This is a genomic window from Bowmanella dokdonensis, assembly GCF_017254865.1.
GTDB classification, from domain to species: domain Bacteria; phylum Pseudomonadota; class Gammaproteobacteria; order Enterobacterales; family Alteromonadaceae; genus Bowmanella; species Bowmanella dokdonensis.
Genome location: NZ_JAFKCV010000447.1, coordinates 1 through 278, shown reverse-complemented (window position 1 = coordinate 278; position 278 = coordinate 1). Strand labels below are relative to the sequence as shown.

At 50.4% G+C, this 278-nt stretch carries 1 protein-coding gene; it reads right to left on the bottom strand.

Features of this window, described 5'->3' with window-relative positions:
- The coding region (locus J0A66_RS23260) for an exodeoxyribonuclease V subunit gamma (RefSeq protein ID WP_241264404.1) at window positions 1-220 on the bottom strand (220 nt) is incomplete at its 3' end.
- Window positions 221-278 lie beyond the last annotated feature (58 nt).

The window sequence follows — 278 nt, the reverse complement described above, 5'->3', positions numbered from 1 at the left end:
AATCCGGCAATAATCGCTGATACAACTGATTCCAGATGAAGCTGGAAGGCAGCGGAAACTCCAAATTGGCGGCGATGCCCAAAGACTCGGCCACCTTAAGCTTTAACCACTGTGCCATCCCCGGGCTTTGCACCCAAATAGGTTGAGGCGCGAACAGGTTGTCTAGGGTTCGGCTGTCGTTGGCTATCTGCTGGCATAGCTGTGCGGCCAGCACTTCCATTTTGTTTGATTGAACAAGATGTAGCATAAGGCGTTGATTTTATTGTCCTGAAGCCATG